This window comes from Bradyrhizobium sp. PMVTL-01, from assembly GCF_051861855.1.
Lineage (GTDB): Bacteria > Pseudomonadota > Alphaproteobacteria > Rhizobiales > Xanthobacteraceae > Bradyrhizobium.
Window position 1 is genome coordinate 7,539,057 of record NZ_CP193982.1, and the last position, 21,013, is coordinate 7,560,069.

Consider the following 21,013-nt stretch of genomic DNA (forward strand, 5'->3'; position numbering starts at 1 on the left):
CGGGAGCAGGAAATGCCGAAATACAGGGTGGTGACGCCGAAGGGCGCGAGCTTCACGGTCGCGGGCAGCGATTATTCCTACGAGCGCGAGGCGCTCGATCCGATCGATGCCCAGATCGTCGAAGCCCCCGCGAGCGAGGCCGAGTTCATCGCCACTGCCAAGGATGCCGATGCCATCTATGCCAAGGGCATCCCGATCACCAAGGCCATCATCGACAGCCTGCAGAAGTGCAAGGTCATCACGCTCGGCTCGGTCGGCGTGGACAGCGTCGACGTGAAGGCCGCCACCGCCCGCGGCATTCCCGTCACCAACATCCCTGATACCTTCATCGAGGAGGTCGCCGACCACGCCATGATGCTGCTGCTCGCCGGCTTCCGCCGCCTGGTCGAGCAGGACCGCATGGTGCGTGACGGCCGCTGGGCCGAAGGCCGGCCGGCGCTGCTCAAGATCCCGCGCCTGATGGGCCAGACGCTCGGTTTTATCTCGTTCGGCCGCGTCGCGCGTGCGGTTGCGAAACGCGCGGCGCCCTTCGGCCTGCGCATGATGGCCTACGATCCCTTCATCCAGGAAACGCTGATGTACGACCACGGCGTCATCCCGGCGACATTGAACGAGGTGCTGTCGCAATCCGACTTCGTCTCGATGCACGCACCCGCGCGGCCCGAGGTGCACCACATGCTGACCGAGAAGCACTTCCGGCAGATGAAGAAGGGCTCGATCTTCATCAACACCGGCCGCGGCGCCACGGTGGACGAGGAGAGCCTGATCAAGGCGCTGCAGGAGGGATGGATCGCGCACGCCGCCCTCGACGTGCTGGAGAAGGAACCGCCCTCGCACAACAATCCGCTGCTCGGCATGGAGAACGTGACCCTGACCGCCCATGTCGCCTCGGCCTCGGCACGGTTCGACGAGGCGCGCAAGCGCCGCGTGGGCTACGAATTGTCACTGGTGCTTCAGGGCATGTGGCCGGTAAGCTGCGTCAATCCGTCGGTGCTGCAGAACACCGCGCTCCGCCGCTGGCAGCCCGTCAGCATGGACCGCGGGCCGAACAGCTAGGCGGCCGGCGCGACAGCGCCGAAGACCGGAACGACCCTTCACCGGCGATCAACGCCGGGAAGGGAACACATAGGGAGGTAACTGATGAGGAGCGACATCACACGTCGTGATGCCTTGGCGCTGGGCCTGTCCGCTGCAACGCTTGCGGCCACCGGCGCTGCAGCGCTAACATCCAATATCAAAGCGGCCGATGTCACGGCGCCCAAGCTCGAGATCGAGAAGGGCGCATCCTTGCGCATGCTGCGCCCGGTGCGCTTCGTCCAGGCCGACGAGGACGTGTTCCGCGCCAATGCGGCCAAGTTCAGCAAGGACACCGGGGTCGAGGTCAAGGTCGACTTCGTCGGCTGGGAAGACATCAACCAGCAGACCGCGGTGACCTCGAATTCCGGCGCCGGCCCCGACATCATCATCGGCTTCTCCGACGCACCTCATATCTACATCGACAAGCTGATCGAGCTCACCGACGTCGCCGACTATCTCGGCAAGCGCTATGGCGGCTGGCTGCCGCTGGCGCAACGCTACGGCAAGAAGAACAAGAGCGACACCTGGATCGGACTGCCGTTCGGCGCCACCGCGGGTCCCCTGATCTACCGCAAATCAGTGCTGCAATCGGTCGGCTTCGACAAGGTTCCGGAAGATCATGCCGGCGTGGTCGACCTGTGCCGCAAACTGCACAAGGCCGGCAAGCCGGCCGGTTTCGCGCTCGGCAACGCCAAGGGCGACGGCAACGGCTTCGCCAACTGGGCACTGTGGTCACACAACGCCGCCCTGCTCGACGAGGAAGGCAACGTCACCATCAACAGCAAGGAGACGATCGCCGCGCTGAACTGGGTCAAGGAGCTGTACCCGACCTTCATCGCCGGCACGCCGTCCTGGAACGACGTCAGCAACAACCGCGCCTATTCATCGCAGGAGATCTCGCTGACGGCCAACGGCGTCTCGCTTTACTTCTCGCTCAAGAACGACCCCGCAACCAAGGCGATCGCCGAGGACAGCGAGCATCAGCTGCTGCCCAAGGGCCTCGCCAAGGTCTCGCCGATGGCGGGCCTGACGCTGAACGCGATGGTGTTCAAGCACAGCCCGTACCCCAATGCCGCAAAGGCCTTCCTGCAATACATGATGGAAAAGGACCAGTACGAGCCGTGGCTCAACGCCAACTCCGGCTACTGGTCGCAGCCGCTGGCCGCCTATGCCGAGGCCGCCGTGTGGTCGCAGGACCCCAAGGTGAGGGTGTTCAAGGACACGATGAACAGCACCTATTATGACGGCTACAAGGGCCCGATCTCGACCGCGACCGGTGCGGTCAGCGCCGATTATGTGCTGATTCAGATGTGCGCGTCCGTCGCCACCGGCGCTGCCACGCCGGAGGCCGCCGCCGCGGAAGCCGAGCAGCGCTGCAAGCGGTACTTCCGACGGCAGGGCCGGTAATGGCGACGACAAAGCGGCCGTCATTGCGAGGAGCCCTTGCGACGAAGCAATCCAGACTTTCACCGCGGAAGCAGACTGGATTGCTTCGCTTCGCTCGCAATGACGGTGTGGTGACGTTTGAAGACAGGACAACACATTGATGTCCGTGACCACCCTCTCTTCTCCCGCGCTGGCGCAGCGGCGGCCGAACTGGATCGTGCGGCTGTTCGACTACAAGCCGTTCCTGATCGCGATGTGCCTTGCGCCGGCGCTCGGGCTGCTCACCGTCTTCCTCACCTATCCGCTCGGCCTCGGCGTCTGGCTCGCCTTCACCGACACCACGATCGGACGGCGCGGCGTCTTCGTCGGCCTCGAGAACTTCCAGTACCTGCTCACCGACCCCTTGTGGTGGAACGCGGTGTTCTACAGCGTGTTCTACACGGGGATCGCGACCTTCGGGAAGTTCGCGCTCGGCTTCTGGCTCGCGCTGCTGCTGAACAACCATTTCCCGTTCAAGAGCGTGCTGCGCGCCATCGTGCTGTTGCCCTGGATCGTGCCGACGGTGCTCTCGGCGCTGGCATTCTGGTGGATCTACGATCCGCAGTTCTCGATCATCTCGTACCTGCTGGTCGACGTGCTGCACTGGAAGTCGAGCAATATCGACTTCCTCGGCTCGCCCTGGCCGGCGCGGTTCTCGCTGATCGCCGCCAACATCTGGCGCGGCATTCCCTTCGTCGCGATCTCGCTGCTGGCGGGCCTGCAGACCATCTCGCCCTCGCTCTACGAGGCCGCTATGCTCGACGGCGCCAGCGCCTGGCAGCGCTTCCGCTACATCACCTTCCCGATGATGATGCCGATCCTCGCCATCGTGATGACGTTCTCGATCATCTTCACCTTCACCGACTTCCAGCTCGTCTACGCCATCACCCGCGGCGGCCCGGTGAACTCGACCCATCTGCTGGCGACGCTGGCGTTCCAGCGCGGCATCGCCGGCGGCGAGCTCGGCGAAGGCGCCGCGATCGCGGTGTCGATGATCCCGTTCCTGGTTTTCGCGACGCTGTTCTCCTATTTCGGCCTGGCGCGCCGCAAATGGCAGCAGGGAGAGGCCAATGACTGACACCGTCGCGCAAGGCTCCGCCGGCGCCAAAGCCGCACCGGACACCATGGCCTGGGATTCCGGGCTGCGGCGGCTGATGATGATCTATCTGCCGCTCGGCTGCTTCGTGCTGATCCTGCTGTTTCCGTTCTACTGGATGGCGATCACCTCGTTCAAGCCGAACGCAGAGCTGATGAACTACCGGGACAACAACCCGTTCTGGATCTCCTCGCCGACGCTCGCCCACATCAAGCACCTCCTGTTCAACACCGCCTATCCGCACTGGCTGAAGACGACGATGCTGGTCGCCATCGGCTCGACCACGCTGTCGCTGATCGCGAGCACGCTGGCGGCCTATGCGATCGAACGCCTGCGCTTCCGCGGCAGTCCCTATGTCGGCCTCGGCATCTATCTCGCCTATCTCGTGCCGCCCTCGATCCTGTTCATTCCGCTCGCCACCGTCGTGGTGCAGTTCGGCCTGTTCGACTCGCCGCTGGCGCTGATCCTGGTCTATCCGACCTTCCTGGTGCCGTTCAGCACCTGGCTCCTGATCGGCTACTTCAAGTCGATCCCCTACGAGCTCGAGGAATGCGCGCTGGTCGACGGCGCGACGCGCCTCCAGATCCTGCGCCGGATCACGCTGCCGCTGGCGGTGCCCGGCCTGATCTCGGCCGGAATCTTCTCCTTCACACTGTCCTGGAACGAGTTCATCTACGCGCTCGCCTTCATCCAGAGCGGCGCCAACAAGACCGTGCCGGTCGCGATCCTCACCGAGCTCGTCACCGGCGACGTCTACCAATGGGGCGCGCTGATGGCGGGCTCGCTGCTCGGCTCGCTGCCGGTCGCGATCTTCTACTCGTTGTTCGTGGACTACTACGTGTCCTCGCTGACCGGTGCGGTAAAGGAGTAGCGAGCCACCGCATACATTCGCAGCGGATCGTGCAATCCTGGTAGACCGATGACGTGCCTGGGCGCACTCTGCCGTGTTAACGGCGGGGCGACCGTTCAGACCATCGATACTCGCCCCAGAAAGCGGGCATCGCATGGGATCGACCAAACTCCCTCCATTGTCCCGGCGGGGATTTTGCCTGTGTTGCGTCGGCGGTGCTTTCGCGGCCACCACGGGATGGCTCACCCCGAGGCAAGTCTTCGCAGAGGCACGCGGCCTCGTCAGCCTGATCAAGGATAGCGCAGCCACGTCGCCGATCACGACCCGCAAGCTGCGCAGCAATATCAGCGTCCTCGAAGGATCCGGCGGCAACATCGCCGTGCTGACCGGGCCCGACGGCAAGCTTCTCGTCGACGGCGGAATCGGCGTCTCGCGTCCCCGGCTGAGCCAGGCGCTGGCCGGGCTCGGCAGCGAGCCGGTGGAGCATCTGATCAATACGCATTGGCACTTCGATCATACCGACGGCAATGAATGGCTGCACGCGGCCGGCGCGAAAATCATCGCCCAGGACAACACCCGCAAGCATCTCTCCGGCATCCAGCGGGTCGAGGACTGGGATTACAATTTCCTGGCCTCTCCGGCGGGCGCCATTCCGACCGAGGTCTTCGCCAAGGAGCACCATCTCAAGCTCAACGGCGCATCGATTGCCTTGAGATATTACGGCCCCGCCCACACCGACGGCGACATCTCGGTGATGTTCACTGAAGCCAACATCCTTCACACGGGCGACACCTACTGGAACGGCATCTATCCCTTCATCGACCATTCGACCGGCGGCAGCATCGACGGCATGATCGCGGCGTCCGACGCAAATCTGGCCGCGGCCAAAGCTGACACCATCATCATCCCCGGCCACGGCAGGCCCGTCAGCAACAAGGCCGAACTGCAGGAATTCCGCGACATGCTGGTCGCGATCAGGGACAATGTCGGTAATCTCAAGAAGCAGGGGAAAACGCGCGACGAGGCGGTTGCCGCGAAGCCGACGGCTTCCTTCGACGCGAAGTGGGGACAGTTCGTCATCGATCCCAGCTTCTTCACAAGGCTGGTCTACGAAAGCGCGTGAGACGCGGCGCGCGGTATGGGAATAACCCGAGCCTGCGGCCTTCCCGGTTTCACAAACCTGCAATACGCCATCCGCATAAGGCGTGCGTCCGCTGACAGGAGACGCCCATGCTTCCCGAAGGCGAAGTAAGACTCTCTCCCTCTCTCCGTTCTTGCGGGGAGAGGGTTGGAGCCGATAGCGGCGCCTCACCCTCGGTCATTGCGAGCGCAGCGAAACAATCCAGAATCTTTCCGCGGAGACATTCTGGATTGCTTCGCTGCGCTCGCAATGACGAGGATAGAACTCCATTCCCGCACTCTCGATGAGTTCGTGGAGACAGCCCTTCAGCCCAGCTCTCCCCGCAAGCCTACGGGAGGTGAAGTGCCCCTACCCCGCCGGCACGATCACCATGCCCTTGTCCTTCGGCCAGCGGACGCGCCAGGCGAAGTTGATGTCCCGGGCTTCGCCCGGCCTGGCGTCGAACGACCATTCCAGCACGCCGCGCTTGTCGCGGATGTTGCTTGCGGTCGGCGCCGTGGTCGAGGGCAGCATCTCGACGACGATGTCCTCGTTCTCGCTGACCGGCAGCTGGTCCTCGATCGCGACCTTGATCGGGAAATCGTGGCCGTTGCGGATCGTGGTCTTGAACGAGCGCTCGGCGGTCTTCGACGTCGTGACGAGCAGGCCGGCCGAGCCTTCGTTGCGCTTGAGCACGGCGCGCTCGATCTTGACCTTGTCGTCGGCGCCGAAGCCGAGCCGCACGATGTCGTCCTTGGCCGAGGCCGAAATCTTGCCGCGGCCCACGAAGACGCCGTCGCGATGGATCGCGACCTTGCCCGGCAGCAGGGTGGTGTCGTCGGTCTGCTTGAAGCTGGCTTCGAGGAAGGCGGTGGGATCCAGCACGGGCGCGGCGCGTACGGCGAGATCGGCGGGCACGGTCATCGCAGCGATACGCAGGCTCTTGGCGCCTTCGGCCGCGCCGAGGCTGACGCGGCCGGGGATTTTGAACGTCGCCTGGAAGTCGCCGATCTCCGCAACGGCTTCCTGTTCGTCGGCACGTTGGGCCGGCAGATCAAATTCGTCCCGGCTTCGTGCCGCCTCCATCTTTCGCAGCATTGGTGCGGGAGCGGCGGGACGCGCCAGATCCGACGCCGTACCGAGCGCCGTCGGCTTCGGCACCTGCGGATATTGCGCGAGCAGCGAACCCAGCTCCGGCGCGCTGCCGCCACGGCCGATCCGGACGGTGGAGACGCCCAGCGTCACGTTCGACCAGTCCTCGCCAGTCGATTGCGTGATCTCGGCGCGGCGGACCAGCTCGAGCTGGGGCTTGCGATCCTTGGTACCGGTATCGAGCCTCGCATCGTAGAGCGGCAGCCAGCGCGCATTGCGCACATTGTAAGTCACCCGCAAGGTCGCCCTGGTCGCGGCTGTGGCGGCAACGTCCATGCGGACCTCGAGCTTGCTCGGTGGCTTGGCCTTGCGTTCGACATTGAGCTCGGCGATCTGCCGGTCGATCTCGCGCATCCTGCGTGTGGCATCACGGATTGCGGTATCGGCGCTCGCAATTTCGTCGCCGACTGCGGTAAAGGCCGTACGCCATTCGGCGATCGGCCGCGCCTCGCCCTTCTCGCCGATGCCGACGGGGGCGGCTTCCGCAAAATGCTCGGCAAACTTGCGCCGTGCGTTGGCCGAGTCGATTGCGCCCTGCAGGTCGGCGCGCTGGTCGTTCAGCGCCTCGATGCGCTTTTCCAGCTCGGGCAGGCTGACCGCCGCCACGCGCGGCGGCCGCGCATCGATCGTGCCGATGGTGAGCTTTGCTCCGCCTTCACCCTCCACGCGGATGGAGGACGTATCGAGACCGAGCGGAAAGTCCTTGGCCACCAGCGTCGAATCACCGGACGGCAGATCGACCATGATGACGCGGGTGACAGTGGCGCCATCGGGGTAAACGGTGACGGCGTCGATCGCCGAATTGGCGTCCAGATCGGCGGCCCATGACGGCGACGCGAAGGCCGTGGTCACCAGAACCAGGCTCGTCGTTGCCAAACAACTTGCGGTGATGCGCATAAAGTCCCTCCTGCCGTATCGCCGCGCCGCCAGCCGGACGCGCGATCAAAATGCCTCGCCAACATGGTTGGACGCGGCAGCGAAGGAACCGGTTCGATTGAGGTTTCCGTGGGGCGCCGCGACGGCGGCACCAAGGCCGCGGAACGTGCCGGAGACCTTAAACCTGGGTGGGCGAGTCCTGACCGAAGATGCGGCGGAGCAGATCGGTCACGTTCCTGGCGCTGGCCTTCTTCAGGATGCTGGCGCGGTAGCCTTCGACCGTCCGGGCGCTGAGATGCATGCGGCGGGCGATCTCCTTGTTGGTGAGGCCGGCGGCAAGATGCTCGAGCACGTCGCCTTCGCGTCCGGTCAGGGGCTCGCAGCCAGGCAGCCAGCGCTGCCGGTTCGCGCCGGGCTGCGCCACTTCGTCGATGGCGGCATCGATCCGACCAACGATGTCGTGAGTGCGGAACGGCTTCTCGATGAAGTCCGTCGCGCCGCTCCTGATCGCGTCGACCGCCATGGCGATGCTGCCGTTGGCAGACGTCACGAGCACCGGCGCAATGCAATTCTCCTCGCGCAACCGCTTGAGCACGTCGAGGGCGGAGCGATCCGGCGGCATCTCCAGCAGCACGCAGGCGGGCATCCGTGCCTTGGCTTCCGAGAGCAGAGACTCCCCGTCGGCGAAGCAAATCACGTCATAGGCGCTCTGTTGGAGCGCGGCGGACAATTGTTCGCGGGTGGCAGCGTCAGCGTCGATGACGAATACCTCACCCTTGGAAAGCAAGTTCCCCGGCATATCCCGATCCAGCGATGTCTTGGTCAAAGCGTCCGAGACGGCTGGGGGCACCGTCGCGCCCGCCGTCATACGCACGGCATTCACGCCCGTGCTTCGGTTTCCCTTATGTATGTTCCATGCCGTTCCCGGATTTGACGGGTCGGGACAGAAACTTTACATTTCGGGACATCTGCGGGGGAACGGCTGACGGAACGGTTCGCATGACCGACCTCATTCGCAGCGCAGGCTTGAGCTATTACCCGGAGGTCGCCCGGTCAGTCGGGCTCGACCCCAGGCAGATGATGCGCAAGGTCCGGCTGCCGCCGGCTGTGCTGGACAAGCCCGACACGCCGATTGCAGTGAGCAGCCTGCGCCGTCTGCTCGAATTGTCGGCAGAGGCCTCGGGTGCCGAAGATTTCGGCTTGCGCCTCGCCGAGCGTGGCGGGCTCACCAATTTCGGCGCGGTCGGCCTGATCGTGCGCGAACAGGCGACCGTCGGTGACGCCATCAAGGCGTTCTCGCGCTTCATCCATGTCCATCACGACGGCATGAAGCTCGTCGTGACCAGCGACAAGCAGACCGTGACCATCACGCTGCATTTGCGCGGCCGGCAGCCGACCGCGCCGCGACAATCGATCGACATGGCGCTTGGCAGCGTCCACCGCATCATCCAGTCGCTGTTCGGCAGCGATTGGCGCCCGCAGGAAGTGCATCTGCATTATCCGCCGCCGCACGACCGCAAGCGCTACCGCGACTTCTATGGTTGCCGGGTGACCTTCAATGCGGATGACGATGCGATCCTGCTGGCGGCGCACGACATGGAGCGTCGCATCCCGAGCGCGCATCCCCTGATCGCGAACTATTTACGCAAGCGGATCGAGGCGATCGAGACGCGGCCGGCAAGCTGGGAGGCAAAGGTCGACGAAGTGGTGCGGACCCTGCTCGCCAGTGGCGACTGCACCGTCGAGCGCGTGGCCGAGCATCTCGCCTGCACCCGCCGCACCATCCACCGCCGCCTCGCCGCGTCAGGCACCAGCTTCTCGGCCATCCTCGACGCGCAGCGCGCCGATCTCGTGATCCAGCTGATCGACGATCCCGATCGGCCGCTGGCCGATATCGCCGCGCAACTCGGCTTCTCCGCACAAAGCGCGATGGCCCGCTGGTTCCGCGGCCGCTTCGGCTGCACCATCACCGCGTGGCGCAAGGGCGTGCGGCCACTGGAAAAAGCGACCGATATCCCCTCGGCGAGCGCAGCTTGATCCACCTCTCCCCGCAGCGGAGAGGTGAAAGCTACACCGCCCTGCTGTGCAGCTGCTTTCCCGGATCCAGATGCGCGTCGAACGCGGCGGCGACGCTGCGGACCAGGAAGCGCGAGTCGTTTGCGACAGCGAGCCGGTCGCCGTCCAGCCTCACGACGCCGTCCGAGATCAGCGGCTTCAGACGCGAGGCCGATTTGAGCATCGCGCCGGCCTCGACACCATGGCGCGCGCAGATGTCGCCGAGATCGGCGCTGAACTCGCACATGATCCGCTCGATGATGTCGGCACGCAGGCGGTCGTCGTCGGTGAGCCCGTAACCCTTGGCGGTGGCGAGGCGGCCGGCGGCGATGCCTTGCGCATAGGCGCCGATCTGCACCTCGTTCTGCACGTATCCCTGCGAAAGATGCCCGATCGCACTCGCACCGAAACCGAGCAGGACTTCACCCCTGTCGGTGGTATAGCCCTGGAAATTGCGCCGCAGCGTGCGCTCCCTGAAGGCCACGGCCATGGCATCGCCGGGCCGGGCGAAATGATCGAGCCCGATCTGCACGTAGCCGGCCTCCTTCAGCGCATCGGCGATGGCGCAGGCCTGGTCGTGACGCGCAAGACCGTCAGGCAGCACCGCCTCGTTGACCATGCGCTGGTGCTTCTTGAAGGCAGGCACGTGCGCATAGCCGAACACCGAGAAGCGGTCGGGTGCGAGCTCGAGCGCGCGCCGCACGGTATCGAGGCACGAGGCGACGGTCTGATGCGGCAGCCCGTAGATCAGATCGAAATTGACGCCTGCGATGCCGGCGCCCCGGAGCATGTCGACCACATCAGCCGTCTGCTCGAAGCTCTGCACGCGGTTGATGGCGCGCTGCACGACGGGGTCGAAGCTCTGCACCCCCAGGCTGGCGCGATTGACGCCGGACAGCCGCATGGCCTCGACCATGTCGGCGGTCAGCGTGCGCGGGTCGATTTCGACCGCGATCTCCGCCGACGGCAGCACGAAGAACGACTGGCGCATGGCCGCCATCAACTCGACAAAGGCTTCCGGTGCCATGATCGTCGGCGTGCCGCCGCCGAAATGGATATGCTCGACCTTGATGCGGCGGCCGATGGTTTCGGCCACTTGCGCGATCTCGCTGCGCAGCGTCCGCTGGTAGGCCGCGATCAGCTCGTCGCGTCGCACGATCTGGGTATGGCAGCCGCAATACCAGCACATCTCGCGGCAGAACGGCACGTGCAGGTAGAGCGAGGCGCTGGCACCGGCAGGGAGCTCGGACAGCCACCGGGCGTAGCTATCGGCGCCGATCGCCGGCGAGAAGTGCGGCGCGGTCGGATAGCTCGTATAGCGCGGCAATCTCTCTTCGCCGTAGCTCGCTGCGAGATCAGTCCTCATGTCTTACCCATTCGTAAACCAACGCCGCGGGGTGGCGGGGGCAAATCCTGGATGCATTAGATCCGTTTCCGGACAAGCGACCTTGCGCTCGCTCAAAGTTGGGGCGCCGGAATTCGGCCGATGATGGCGTTTAAACGGGAGTGGACCTCGACCGGTTTCGTGCGCTCGCGTGTCGACGAGGCGGGCAATGCCGACCGACCGTGAATTGCGGCGTGCGCATCGCCGAAGGGGCGCACCGCGCCTACGTCACCGACTTCATCCGCGACGCGCTCGCCGGCGGCTGCCCAAGGCGTGCCGCCCGCCAATCCCGGCTTCCGTCTGGTACGGGAGGAGCCGTCACGGGTCGCGACCGTGTCGGCAAGATGGGGCAAGGTGTGGGCGAGGTCGTAGCGTCACCACAGCGTGAAATGAACACCGGCAGCGCCGCGCACTGCGTCATTGCGAGCGAAGCGAAGCAATCCAGAAGCTCTCCTTTGAGAAAGCCTGGATTGCTTCGTCGCAAGGGCTCCTCGCAATGACGGTGTGGAAACAGCCGCGTAGCCCCCTCAAATCTCCCGCGCGAACATGCGAAAGCCGGGCGCGCCGATGATTGCCTCGAAGGCGGGATCGCGCTTCTCATCCGCGAAGACGAATCCGGCCCCGGCATAGGCGCGGGCGACCGCGATGCGCGCGATGAAATCGCGGCACTGCGCCTCAGGCCAGCCAAGCGCGACGTCGAACCAGCCGCGCGAGCGATAGCCGCGCTGGGCCGAAAGGATAGTTTGAACGATGAAACCGGCGTCGTCGGGACGCGCAGACCGTGTCGTCATGCGCGCCCCATTCTCGAAGACTTCAGGCGTTCTTCAGCGCGACGCGGAACTCGGCTTCGGTCTTGGCCTTGACCTCGTCGAGCGAGACGCCGTCGGCGAGCTCGATCAGGGCCATGCCGCCGTCGCCGTGCTTGTCGATGGTGAATACGGCAAGATCAGTGACGACCATGTCGACCACACGCTCGCCGGTCAGCGGCAGGTTGCACTGCTTCAGCAGCTTCGGGCCGTCCTTGGCCGAATGCTCCATCACCACGACGACGCGCTTGACGCCCGCGACGAGGTCCATCGCGCCGCCCATGCCCTTGACCATCTTGCCCGGGATCATCCAGTTGGCGAGGTCGCCGTTCTGGGCCACCTGCATGGCGCCGAGAATCGAGAGATCCATGTGGCCGCCGCGGATCATGCCGAAGGAATCCGCGCTCGAGAAATACGAGGTCGAGGGCAGCTCGCTCACGGTCTGCTTGCCGGCGTTGATCAGATCCGCGTCCACCTCGTCTTCATAGGGGAACGGGCCCATGCCGAGCATGCCGTTCTCGCTCTGCAAGGAGACGTCCATGCCGTCGGGGATGTAGTTCGAGACCAGCGTCGGGATGCCGATGCCGAGATTGACGTAGTAGCCGTCACGCAATTCCTTTGCGGCGCGCGCAGCCATCTGTTCACGGGTCCAGGCCATTGTTGAGCTCCAGTCGATTCTTTAGCGGCGCATGATCTGATAGGAAAACCGGTGTCCACTTTTCCGCATCATGCACTCGGGCGCGGGCGGGTGTTGCGGAATTCGATGCGCTTCTTGGCCGTGCCGACCTCGACGATGCGCTTCACGAAGATGCCGGGCGTATGGATGTGGTCGGGGTTGAGTTCGCCGGCCGGAACCAGGTGCTCGACCTCGGCCACCGTGATCTTGGCGGCGGTCGCCATCATCGGGTTAAAGTTGCGCGCGGTCTTGCGGTAGATCAGGTTGCCGGCGGTGTCGCCCTTCCAGGCGTGCACGATGGCGAGGTCGGCGAACAGGCCGCGCTCCATCAGGTACTTCTCGCCGTCGAACTCCTTCACTTCCTTGCCTTCGGCGATCAGCGTGCCGACGCCGGTCTTGGTGTAGAAGGCCGGGATTCCGGCGCCGCCGGCGCGGATGCGCTCGGCCAGCGTGCCCTGCGGGTTGAATTCGAGTTCCAGCTCGCCGGCGAGGAATTGCTGGGCGAACAGCTTGTTCTCGCCCACATAGGACGAGATCATCTTCTTGATCTGCCGGGTTTCCAGCAGGCGGCTGAGCCCGATGCCGTCGACGCCGGCATTGTTGGAGACGACCGTCAGCCCCTTGACGCCCGATTCGCGGATCGCGTCCGACAGCTCCTCGGCAATGCCGCAGAGGCCGAAGCCCCCCGACATGATCATCATGTTGTCTTTCAGAATACCGTCGAGCGCCGACCTGGCGTCGGGATAGACCTTGTTCATGCAAAAAACCTCGACTGAACCTTCGGCTTGAAGTCGCCGCGCCTCATTGGTGGCGATTATTAGGCGAAATCCTCCAAAGCCGTCAATGATACGGGGTTCTCCGCTCCACGGGGCGATGGTAGAAGCTGCCCATGGCGTGGGCAGAACCGCCCCCGCGGCCTTGAAAGCGACAAGAAAACCCATCAAGTTGCGGCACTTAACTAACACGACTTGTGACTAACAAGACTTGTAACCTGACAAACTTGTAGCCTAACAAACCTTGGCCGCGGGGCGCGCAGGTTTCCCGGCCCGCCTTCTGGACCAACAACCAACCCGATCAGGACATGCCATTGACCATGGCCCAAGGAATGAAGCGCCTCGGGACGCCGATCGCGGCGCTGCTCGGCGTCGCGCTGATCGCCGTGGTCGCGACCTCATGGCTCATTAACCGCGAGGCGCTGCGCAAGGCGGTGGAGGCGCAGATCCGCGACGTCACCGGCCTCGAGCTCAACGTTGCAGGCAGCATCGACATTTCGGTGCTGCCAGCGAGCTACATCTCCTTTCATGACGTCGGCCTGAAGGGCGGCGGCACCAGCCATCCCGCGCTCCATGTCGACGTGCTCACCGCCAATCTGCGGCTGCTGCCACTGCTGCTGCAGCGCTTCGAGATCGCCGACCTGACGCTGCTCAGGCCGCGCATCCATGTCAGCCTCAAGCCGGACGGCGAGAGCAACTGGACGCCGTTCATCCAGACCATTGCGCGCACCATGAAGCCCGGGGCCGACAACCAGGTGTCGTTCTCCGAGATCAGGATCCAGGACGGCGTGCTCAACTACGAGGATGCAGCCACCCGCGCCACCGAGAAGTTCGAGGACATCGACCTGTCGCTGGCCTGGCCGTCGATCTCGCGCTCCTTTGCCGCGACCGGGCAGTTCGACTGGCGCGGCGAGCGCGTCGACGGCTCGATCAGCTTTTCCGATTTCGTCGCCGCCCTCTCCGGCGACCGGTCCGGCCTGAAGGCGCGGATCGCCAGCGCGCCGCTCAAGCTCGCCTTCGACGGCAGCGTCGCCAACCGCACCAGCCCGATGATGGAGGGCACGCTCACCATCGACAGCCCGTCCCTGCGCAGCGCGCTGCGCTGGACCGGACAGCCGCAGCCGGCCAGCGGCGGCTTCGGCCGCTTCGCGCTGAAAGCGCGCGCCAATGTGGTGGGCGCCTCGATCGCGCTCACCAATGTCAACGTCGAGCTCGACGGCAACGCCGCCGAGGGCGTCATGACCTACGCCAATAACGGAAGGCAGACGCTGCAGGCGACGCTCGCCGCCGACGCGCTCGACTTCACACCTTATATCTCCACCTTCCGCCTGCTCGCGAGCGGCGCCCGCGACTGGAACAGGCAGCTGTTCGATCTCAACGGCCTGTCGACCGCCGACCTCGACATGCGCCTGTCGGCGGCGCGACTGACCGTCGGACCGACGAAGCTCGGCCGCACCGCGATCGGCGCCAATCTGCGCAACGGCACGTTGGCGCTCTCTGTGGGCGAGGCCCAGGTCTATGGCGGCATCGCCAAGGGCTCGTTCGGCATCGCGCGCGCCGACAGCGTCGCGGACATCAAGGCGCAATTCCAGTTCACCGACGTCGACCTGCAGGCCTGCGCCACCGAGCTATTCGGCCTCAACAAGCTGTCCGGCCGCGGCAACATCAACGTCTCCCTCCTTGCCTCCGGCTCGAGCCCGTTCGGCCTCGTGCAGTCGCTCGACGGCTCCGCCACGGTCACCGGCCATGACGGCGCGATCTCGGGCTTCAATGCCGAGCAGCTCCTGAAGCGGCTGGAGCGGCGGCCGCTGTCCGGCGGCGGCAATTTCCGCAGCGGCTCGACCCCTTACGACAACCTCACCATCGCGGTGAAATTCTCCGACGGCATCGCCACCGCCGAAGACATCCGCGTCGAGGGGCCGGCAGCGAAGATCACGCTCACCGGCACCGCATCGGTGCCGACGCGCGAATACGACATGAAGGGCGTGGCGAGCCTCAACAGTGCGTCGGGCTTCGAATTGCCGTTCGTGGTGCAGGGGCCCTGGGATGATCCGCTGATCTTCCCCGATCCGGAAAGCCTGATCCGCCGCTCGCCGGCTTCCGCGCCCCTGCTCGACATGCTGAAGGACCGCAAGGGGAGCGATGCCGTGCGCTCCGCCATCGAGCGCATCACAGGCGCCGGCAAGCGTTCCGCACCGGCGGAATCCCCGACGGCGGAGAACGCCAAAGAAAACGCCAAGGAAAACGCCAAGTCCAACTAGAAGGGTCGGCACCGCTCCCTTCGGGTTCAAGCGGCCGTTTGCGTCCTCGAGACCCAGCTCGCGTTCTCCTGCACCACTGGCGCTGTCATCGTCCTGCCCGTGGCCTCGCGCGTGACGCGCTGCCCCAGTTCACGGGCCAATACTTCGCGGTCACAGGCATCCTCCCACAGCGAGATGGTGATGGCCGCGACGCAGTTGCTGATCATGCTGGTCAGCGCCCGCGCCTCCGACATGAAGCGGTCGATGCCGACGAGCAGCGCCACGGCGGTCACGGGCAGATCCGGCATGACGGAGAGGGTCGCGACGAGCGCGACGAAACCGCTGCCGGTGACACCTGCCGCCCCTTTTGACGTCAGCAGCATCAGTCCGAGCATCGCCGCGATCTGCCCCCAGGACAGGTGAATGTCGCAGGCCTGCGCGATGAAGATGGAGGCCAGGGTGAGATAGATGGCGCTGCCGTCGAGGTTGAAGGAGTAGCCCATCGGCAACACGAGCCCTGACACGCCTTTGCGGCATCCGAGCTGCTCCAGCTTGCGCAGAGCGGAAGGCAGCGCCGGCTCGGACGAGGACGTGCCGAGCACGATCAGCAGCTCTTCCTTGAAGTAGCGGATCGTCTTCCACAGGCTGAAGCCGTTCAGCCGTGCCAGCGTACCAAGCACGACGACCACGAAGAAAGAGCAGGCGATATAGAAGGTCAGGATCAGCAGTCCGAGCGAGCCGATCGAACGGATGCCGTAGCGGCCCACCGTGAAGGCCATGGCCCCGAAGGCGCCGAGCGGCGCGAGCTTCATGATGAAGCCGAAGGATACGAACAGTACATGAGAGAATGAGGCGACTGCGTTTGTCACCGCGACACCACTATCGCCGGCTCGGCTCAGGCCGAAGGCGATCAGGATCGAGACCAGCAACACCGGCAGCACTTCACCGTCGGCGAACGCCCCGAAGAATGAATGCGGGATGATGTGCAGCATGAAGTCCGTAAATCCGGTCGCCCCTGCCTGCTTGCTGAATTTCGCGGCCACCGACGGATCCAGCGTACTGACCGCAACATGCATGCCCGCCCCCGGCTGGATCAGTGACACGGCGATGAGCCCGGCCAGCAGTGCGAGCACCGTCAAGAGGTAGAACAGCGCCATGGACTTCACCAGCGTGCGGCCGACCTCGCGGGAATCGCTGATGCTGTTGATGCCGCTCACGATGGTGCAGAACACGATCGGCGCGATCATCATCTTGACCAGCTTGACGAAGCCGTCGCCAAAGGGCTTCAGCGCGGCGCCGAATTCGGGCCAGAAATGGCCGGTGAGGACACCCAGCGCGAGGCCGATCAGCACCTGAACATAGAGAATCCGGTAGAAGGGTTTCCCAGCCTCGGTGCTCGCGTGGCCGACCAGCGCTTCCTTGTGCATTCTCGTCTCTCCCATGGCTTAGATTTTTGTGATGGTTTCGGAAGCGGCGGGCTTCAGGCCGCCAGCACCGAATGAGGCACGTGCGATCGACGGGCGAAGACGTGGCCCTCGAAGATCCGCCGGGCGGTCCGCAGCACCCTCGCAACCGGGCCGGGCTCCAGCCGAACCACGAGCTGGCCGGAGGGATGGGCAAGCGTGATCGGCAGCGGGGGCGCCAGTGGTCCGACCATCTCTGCCGCGATCGTCCCTGGCGTGACGCACGCCGTCGCGATCGCGACGGCGCCGGTCACCGCCAGCGCGCTATGGCAGTCATGCGGCATGAAGTACCTGGCGTTCAACGTCGCCTCGCCCCCGCGCGCGATCAGGACCGGCTTCGGGATCACCATGTTCGCGGAGTCCGGAAAGCCCATTCGCCGTCCAGCCTGGATCCGCAGGGCTTCGAGTCGCGCGCGAAAGCCGTCGTCTGCGAAGTCCGAGGGAGCCTCGCGGCCGGTCCATCCCAGATCCGCCGCGCGGACCAGCATGACCGGCATCGCCGCGTCGATGCAGGTCACATCGATTCCGTCGATGCGATCGACCGGTCGTCCGGTGGGCAGGAGGCGGCCGGTGCGTGCGCCGGCCGCGTTGGGGAACGACAATTCGATCGGCGCAGCCGTTCCCGGGACGCCGTCGATCCGCGCCTCGCCGTCGTAGGTCACGCGCCCCCCCGGGGTCGGAACGGTCGCATCAATCAGCTTGCCCGTGTTGACGTTGTGGATGCGCACATGGGTGCGATCTGCAGCGGCGGCGACCAGCCCGGCTTCAATTGCGAATGGCCCTACTCCCGCCAGCATATTTCCGCAGTTCGGGGAGGTGTCGACGACGCCTTCGCGAACGCGCACCTGGGCAAACAGGTAGTCGACATCGGCGCCCGGCACCGATGCGGGTCCAACGATCGCGACCTTGTTGATGACGGCATTGCCGCCGCCGATTCCATCGATTCCAAGATCGTGTCCCCCTCCCATCACAGACAGCAGGATCGCGTCGCGCAGTTTGGGGGCGACGGGAAGATCGCGGGCCAGGAAAAATGGCCCGCGCGAGGTGCCTCCGCGCATGACCACACAGGGAATGGCAATCTGTTCGTTCATGGAGCTCTTCCGTCGGGGTCAATTCGCCCGAACCAGAACATCCTCCGCCAGAACTCTTTTGTAAAATGCAAATATCTGAGGTATTATTCCGGTTATCGGAATAATGGAGACCGGCCAATGAACGCAGAACTTCTCGACCTCAAGGCGTTCATCACAGTGGCGGAGACGGGAAGCTTCGTGCGCACCGCCAGGGTGCTGAATCTGTCGCAGCCGGCGCTGAGCCGACGCATCCAGAAGCTGGAAGAAGGTCTCGGCGCGCCGCTGCTCGAACGCTCGACGCGCCACGTCAATCTCACCATGACCGGCCGTGATTTCCTGCCGAAGGTGCGCCGCCTGATCGACGAGTTCGAGACCTCGGTGCTCGCCATCCACGACATCGGCGCGCGAAGTTCGGGCCTCGTCTCGGTGGCTGCAGTGCCGACCGCGGTGTTCTATTTCCTGCCGCGGGCGATCGGCCGGTTTGCCGAAGCCTATCCACGCATTCGCATCCGGATTCTCGACATCGGCGCCAATGAGGGATTGGAAGCGGTCGCGCGCGGAGAAGCCGACTTCGGCATCAATTTCATCGGTGCGTCACATGCCGAAATCGAGTTCGAGAAATTGGTCGAGGATCACTTCGTTCTGGCCTGCCGTCATGACCATCCGCTGGCATCGCGCAAACAGGTCACCTGGTCCGAGATCGTGCCGCACCGGGTCATCACCGTCGGTCGCAACAGCGGCAATCGCGCGCTGATCGACAATGCGCTGGCGCGGCACGGCCTGCAGCTGAACTGGTCCTATGAAGTCGCTCACCTCTCCGGCTCGCTCGGCCTCGTCGAAGCGGGACTGGGCATCGCCGTGCTGCCGAGGCTTGCGACCCCAGCGGCCGGTCATCCCATCATCCACACCATTCGGTTGAACGAGCCGGAAGTGTCGCGGACGATCGGCATCGTGCGCAGGCGCGGGGCTACACTATCCCCTCATGCGAGCCAGTTTCTCAAGATGCTCCTCGAGGCGTGGCACGAACCTTCCGGGACAAGTGGGCAAGACAAGCCGCGGACCCGATCGGCTCAGGCAAACTTGAATCGCGTTTCGGCGGGCCGGAAGGGGAAACGCCGATAGCTCAGCGGCGCAGCACCGTTTCCATCTCGCGTCGGAAGTTCCTCGGACCGGCCACGCCCTTTTTCGCAGGCATTTCGGCTCCTCCGGCCGCAGCGGCGTCGTCGTCAGCCGGCTGCGTTGCGTTCGGTCTGCATACCCCCTACAAAAGCCGATCTTCGCCAGTCGCGAGCGGGTGAGGAATTGCGTATGGTCGGGCGACCGGGAAGCCGGATTGATTGCCGCGAATTGATGCGGCGATTGGATCGATGCGCAGGTTAAGCATCTCCTCCCGCGCAAGGCCCACGACCTAGGTCTGACAAGATGCCGCTAGATCGGCTCACCGCCATGCGCTAGTGTTTTATACGACCGGTTAAAAACACCGGCCGTTTGAGGGAGAAAAACGTGAGATCCAAGGTTATTGGCGCAGTGTCACTGGCGGTCGCTGCGGTTGGGCTGTTCGCGGTCGCTGCACCCGCCTTTGCGCAGCAGAAGACGATTACGGTCTGGTGGGGCAAGGGCTTCTATCGCTCCGAAGACGACGCGCTGATCGATACGATCAAGAAATTCGAAGCCAAGACCGGCATCAAGGTCGAATTGTCGCAATACGCGATCCAGGACATGATTCCGAAGACGGTTGCCGCGCTCGACGCCGGCACCGTGCCCGACGTGGCCTATTCCGATTCGTATGACGTGCAGGCGCAGGGCAAGTGGGCCTACGAGGGCAAGCTCGAGGATCTCTCGGACGTCATGGAGCCGATCAAGGACCGGTTCGTGCAGAACACGCTGGACGCCTCGATCCTCTATAACGACGTCCTCAAGAAGAAGGCCTTTTACGGCTTCCCGCTGAAGCAGCAGAGCATGCACGTCCAGATCTGGAACGACCTGCTGGAGAAGGCCGGCTTCAAGCAGAGCGACATCCCGAACGACTGGACGGGCTACTGGACGTTCTGGTGCGACAAGGTGCAGCCGGGGATCCGCAAGGCCACCGGCCAGCGCATCTACGCCGTCGGCCAGCCGATGGGCGTTGAATCCACCGACGCCTTCCAGTCGTTCTACACCTTCATGGACGCGTACCACGTCAAGCTGGTCGACGACGACGGCAAGCTCCTGGTCGACGATCCCACGGTTCGCGAGAACCTGATCAAGGCGATGAAGGACTACACCGACACCTATATCAAGGGCTGCACGCCGCCCTCCTCGACGACCTGGAAGGATCCGGACAACAACGTCGCCTTCCACAACAAGACCATCGTCATGACCCACAACTTCACGATCTCGATCGCGGCGAAGTGGTTCGAGGACTCGCAGAACCAGGCCCTGACCCAGGAGCAGCGCGACGCCGGCAAGAAGGCCTATGAGCAGGACATCATCACGGCGTCCTTCCCGAAGGCTCCGGACGGCTCGACCATCCGCTACCGCTCCGACGTCAAGACCGGGCTGATCTTCACCGCGGCCAAGAACAAGGCGGAGGCCAAGCAGTTCATCAGCTTCCTGCTCCAGGAAGAGAACGTCCGTCCCTATATCGAGGGCGCACTCGGCCGCTGGTTCCCGGTGACGAAGGAAAGCCAGGAAAGCCCGTTCTGGCAGGCTGACAAGCACCGCAAGGCCGTCTACACGCAGTTCAAGGGCGGCACCGCAGCGTTCGACTTCACCAAGAACTGGAAGTTCACGATTCTGAACAACGAGAACGTCTGGGCCAAGGCGATGAACCGCGTCGTCAGCGAGAAGGTCCCCGTCGACAAGGCCGTCGACGAACTGATCGCACGCATCAAGCAGGTCGCGGGTTAATATCTACCCTCCCTCTTCCCGTTCTTACGGGGAGAGGGTCGGGGCAAGGGGCTCTATCCGC

At 64.5% G+C, this 21,013-nt stretch carries 17 protein-coding genes and 1 pseudogene; 10 read left to right on the forward strand and 8 right to left on the reverse strand.

The window, feature by feature from the left end; translation table 11 throughout:
• Positions 1-12: 12 nt before the first annotated feature.
• The 5 genes from ACRQ5Q_RS36325 (at position 13) to ACRQ5Q_RS36345 (ending at position 5,571) form a co-directional block, all read left to right on the forward strand.
• Positions 13-1,056 (forward strand): C-terminal binding protein, encoded by a 1,044-nt coding sequence (locus ACRQ5Q_RS36325; protein WP_439394675.1) that lies wholly within the window; start codon positions 13-15, stop codon positions 1,054-1,056.
• Positions 1,057-1,140: 84 nt separating this feature from the next.
• Positions 1,141-2,484 (forward strand): ABC transporter substrate-binding protein, encoded by a 1,344-nt coding sequence (locus ACRQ5Q_RS36330; RefSeq protein ID WP_439394677.1) that lies wholly within the window; start codon positions 1,141-1,143, stop codon positions 2,482-2,484.
• 139 nt (positions 2,485-2,623) lie between these two features.
• Positions 2,624-3,580, forward strand: coding sequence for a carbohydrate ABC transporter permease (locus tag ACRQ5Q_RS36335; RefSeq protein ID WP_439370400.1), 957 nt, complete (start codon positions 2,624-2,626; stop codon positions 3,578-3,580).
• Positions 3,573-4,469, forward strand: a complete 897-nt coding sequence (locus ACRQ5Q_RS36340) for a carbohydrate ABC transporter permease (protein ID WP_439394679.1) — start codon at positions 3,573-3,575, stop codon at positions 4,467-4,469. Before ACRQ5Q_RS36335 ends, ACRQ5Q_RS36340 begins: the two co-directional genes overlap by 8 nt.
• Before the next feature lie 133 nt (positions 4,470-4,602).
• Positions 4,603-5,571, forward strand: coding sequence for an MBL fold metallo-hydrolase (locus ACRQ5Q_RS36345; protein ID WP_439370402.1), 969 nt, complete (start codon positions 4,603-4,605; stop codon positions 5,569-5,571).
• 366 nt (positions 5,572-5,937) lie between these two features.
• On the opposite strand, the gene ACRQ5Q_RS36350 is transcribed toward ACRQ5Q_RS36345, so the two are convergent.
• Together ACRQ5Q_RS36350 and ACRQ5Q_RS36355 are read right to left on the reverse strand one after the other, a co-directional pair.
• Complete coding sequence (locus ACRQ5Q_RS36350) at positions 5,938-7,617, reverse strand: mucoidy inhibitor MuiA family protein (RefSeq protein ID WP_439394681.1); 1,680 nt, start codon at positions 7,615-7,617, stop codon at positions 5,938-5,940.
• A gap of 157 nt (positions 7,618-7,774) precedes the next feature.
• Positions 7,775-8,395, reverse strand: a complete 621-nt coding sequence (locus tag ACRQ5Q_RS36355; RefSeq protein WP_439370403.1) for a response regulator transcription factor — start codon at positions 8,393-8,395, stop codon at positions 7,775-7,777.
• A 200-nt stretch (positions 8,396-8,595) separates the two neighbouring features.
• Between ACRQ5Q_RS36355 and ACRQ5Q_RS36360 the strand changes: the two genes are divergently transcribed.
• Positions 8,596-9,633 carry an AraC family transcriptional regulator gene (locus ACRQ5Q_RS36360; protein ID WP_439394683.1) on the forward strand — a complete coding sequence of 346 codons (1,038 nt, stop codon included), beginning with the start codon at positions 8,596-8,598 and terminating at the stop codon, positions 9,631-9,633.
• Between the two features lie 31 nt (positions 9,634-9,664).
• On the opposite strand, the gene hemN is transcribed toward ACRQ5Q_RS36360, so the two are convergent.
• Complete coding sequence (hemN, locus tag ACRQ5Q_RS36365; RefSeq protein WP_439370405.1) at positions 9,665-11,017, reverse strand: oxygen-independent coproporphyrinogen III oxidase; 1,353 nt, start codon at positions 11,015-11,017, stop codon at positions 9,665-9,667.
• 135 nt (positions 11,018-11,152) lie between these two features.
• Here hemN and ACRQ5Q_RS36370 point away from each other — a divergent pair.
• A pseudogene (locus ACRQ5Q_RS36370) lies at positions 11,153-11,407 on the forward strand (formylglycine-generating enzyme family protein); the annotation flags it as partial.
• Positions 11,408-11,562: 155 nt separating this feature from the next.
• On the opposite strand, the gene ACRQ5Q_RS36375 reads toward ACRQ5Q_RS36370, so the two are convergent.
• The 3 genes from ACRQ5Q_RS36375 to ACRQ5Q_RS36385 all read right to left on the reverse strand — a co-directional run bounded on the left by ACRQ5Q_RS36375 (position 11,563) and on the right by ACRQ5Q_RS36385 (position 13,275).
• Entirely contained in the window at positions 11,563-11,826 is a 264-nt protein-coding gene (locus ACRQ5Q_RS36375) for a hypothetical protein (RefSeq protein WP_439394685.1), read from the reverse strand.
• A gap of 22 nt (positions 11,827-11,848) precedes the next feature.
• Positions 11,849-12,499 (reverse strand): 3-oxoacid CoA-transferase subunit B, encoded by a 651-nt coding sequence (locus ACRQ5Q_RS36380; protein WP_212430967.1) that lies wholly within the window; start codon positions 12,497-12,499, stop codon positions 11,849-11,851.
• Between the two features lie 68 nt (positions 12,500-12,567).
• The gene (locus ACRQ5Q_RS36385; RefSeq protein WP_439370407.1) at positions 12,568-13,275 is read right to left on the reverse strand and encodes a CoA transferase subunit A; all 708 of its coding nucleotides are present in this window, start codon (positions 13,273-13,275) and stop codon (positions 12,568-12,570) included.
• 335 nt (positions 13,276-13,610) lie between these two features.
• On the opposite strand from ACRQ5Q_RS36385, the gene ACRQ5Q_RS36390 reads away from it, so the two are divergent.
• Positions 13,611-15,551, forward strand: a complete 1,941-nt coding sequence (locus ACRQ5Q_RS36390; protein WP_439394687.1) for an AsmA family protein — start codon at positions 13,611-13,613, stop codon at positions 15,549-15,551.
• Between the two features lie 26 nt (positions 15,552-15,577).
• Here the strand turns inward: ACRQ5Q_RS36390 and dctA are convergent, their stop codons facing one another.
• Both dctA and ACRQ5Q_RS36400 read right to left on the reverse strand, forming a co-directional pair.
• Positions 15,578-16,957 carry a C4-dicarboxylate transporter DctA gene (dctA, locus tag ACRQ5Q_RS36395; protein ID WP_439394689.1) on the reverse strand — a complete coding sequence of 460 codons (1,380 nt, stop codon included), beginning with the start codon at positions 16,955-16,957 and terminating at the stop codon, positions 15,578-15,580.
• Positions 16,958-17,010: 53 nt separating this feature from the next.
• Positions 17,011-18,084 (reverse strand): 4-oxalomesaconate tautomerase, encoded by a 1,074-nt coding sequence (locus ACRQ5Q_RS36400; protein WP_439394690.1) that lies wholly within the window; start codon positions 18,082-18,084, stop codon positions 17,011-17,013.
• A 117-nt stretch (positions 18,085-18,201) separates the two neighbouring features.
• On the opposite strand from ACRQ5Q_RS36400, the gene ACRQ5Q_RS36405 reads away from it, so the two are divergent.
• Together ACRQ5Q_RS36405 and ACRQ5Q_RS36410 are read left to right on the forward strand one after the other, a co-directional pair.
• The gene (locus ACRQ5Q_RS36405) at positions 18,202-19,185 is read left to right on the forward strand and encodes a LysR substrate-binding domain-containing protein (protein ID WP_439394692.1); all 984 of its coding nucleotides are present in this window, start codon (positions 18,202-18,204) and stop codon (positions 19,183-19,185) included.
• A 381-nt stretch (positions 19,186-19,566) separates the two neighbouring features.
• The gene (locus tag ACRQ5Q_RS36410; protein ID WP_439394694.1) at positions 19,567-20,952 is read left to right on the forward strand and encodes an ABC transporter substrate-binding protein; all 1,386 of its coding nucleotides are present in this window, start codon (positions 19,567-19,569) and stop codon (positions 20,950-20,952) included.
• Positions 20,953-21,013 lie beyond the last annotated feature (61 nt).

Coding starts and splice junctions, on each gene's coding strand:
- ACRQ5Q_RS36375 (WP_439394685.1), bottom strand. CDS start 11,826: ATGACGACACGGTCTGCGCGTCCCGACGACGCCGGTTTCATCGTTCAA.
- dctA (WP_439394689.1), bottom strand. CDS start 16,957: ATGCACAAGGAAGCGCTGGTCGGCCACGCGAGCACCGAGGCTGGGAAA.
- ACRQ5Q_RS36325 (WP_439394675.1), top strand. CDS start 13: ATGCCGAAATACAGGGTGGTGACGCCGAAGGGCGCGAGCTTCACGGTC.
- ACRQ5Q_RS36350 (WP_439394681.1), bottom strand. CDS start 7,617: ATGCGCATCACCGCAAGTTGTTTGGCAACGACGAGCCTGGTTCTGGTG.
- ACRQ5Q_RS36355 (WP_439370403.1), bottom strand. CDS start 8,395: ATGCCGGGGAACTTGCTTTCCAAGGGTGAGGTATTCGTCATCGACGCT.
- ACRQ5Q_RS36330 (WP_439394677.1), top strand. CDS start 1,141: ATGAGGAGCGACATCACACGTCGTGATGCCTTGGCGCTGGGCCTGTCC.
- ACRQ5Q_RS36400 (WP_439394690.1), bottom strand. CDS start 18,084: ATGAACGAACAGATTGCCATTCCCTGTGTGGTCATGCGCGGAGGCACC.
- ACRQ5Q_RS36345 (WP_439370402.1), top strand. CDS start 4,603: ATGGGATCGACCAAACTCCCTCCATTGTCCCGGCGGGGATTTTGCCTG.
- ACRQ5Q_RS36335 (WP_439370400.1), top strand. CDS start 2,624: ATGTCCGTGACCACCCTCTCTTCTCCCGCGCTGGCGCAGCGGCGGCCG.
- ACRQ5Q_RS36385 (WP_439370407.1), bottom strand. CDS start 13,275: ATGAACAAGGTCTATCCCGACGCCAGGTCGGCGCTCGACGGTATTCTG.
- ACRQ5Q_RS36405 (WP_439394692.1), top strand. CDS start 18,202: ATGAACGCAGAACTTCTCGACCTCAAGGCGTTCATCACAGTGGCGGAG.
- ACRQ5Q_RS36390 (WP_439394687.1), top strand. CDS start 13,611: ATGGCCCAAGGAATGAAGCGCCTCGGGACGCCGATCGCGGCGCTGCTC.
- hemN (WP_439370405.1), bottom strand. CDS start 11,017: ATGAGGACTGATCTCGCAGCGAGCTACGGCGAAGAGAGATTGCCGCGC.
- ACRQ5Q_RS36380 (WP_212430967.1), bottom strand. CDS start 12,499: ATGGCCTGGACCCGTGAACAGATGGCTGCGCGCGCCGCAAAGGAATTG.
- ACRQ5Q_RS36360 (WP_439394683.1), top strand. CDS start 8,596: ATGACCGACCTCATTCGCAGCGCAGGCTTGAGCTATTACCCGGAGGTC.
- ACRQ5Q_RS36340 (WP_439394679.1), top strand. CDS start 3,573: ATGACTGACACCGTCGCGCAAGGCTCCGCCGGCGCCAAAGCCGCACCG.